Raw genomic sequence first — 434 nt, forward strand, 5'->3', positions numbered from 1 at the left:
CGGTGGTGCAGCTCGTGGCGGGTCGGCCGGCGGGGCACGGCGGCGAGCGGCATCTCGGCCTCGTCGGGTGTGCGGTTCGCCTTGCGCAGGTTGCAGGGCGAGCAGGCCGCCACGACGTTCTCCCAGCTCGACAGGCCGCCGCGGGAGCGGGGGACGACGTGGTCGAAGGTCAGGCCGCCGGAGGGCAGCCGCAGGCCGCAATACTGGCAGGCGAAGCCGTCGCGCAGGTAGATGTTGTAGCGGGTGAAGGCGGGGCTGCGCGCCAGCGTGACGTAGTTCTTGAGCGCGACAACGCTCGGGACCTTCAGCGCCCGGCTCGGGGAGCGGGCGTCGACGTCGTAGCTCGCGACCAGCGTCACCCGGTCCAGGAACAACGCCGTGAAGGCGTCCTTCCACGACCAGAGCGAGAGCGGATTGTAGGACAGGGGCCGGTA

General features: G+C 71.2%; 1 protein-coding gene. It reads right to left on the reverse strand.

Going from position 1 to position 434, the window contains the following annotated elements; genetic code table 11:
- Positions 1–434 (reverse strand): HNH endonuclease (locus tag RAD15_RS43995; RefSeq protein WP_458184892.1); only part of this gene is annotated, 434 nt, incomplete at both ends.

The organism is Bradyrhizobium sp. 14AA, from assembly GCF_054185205.1.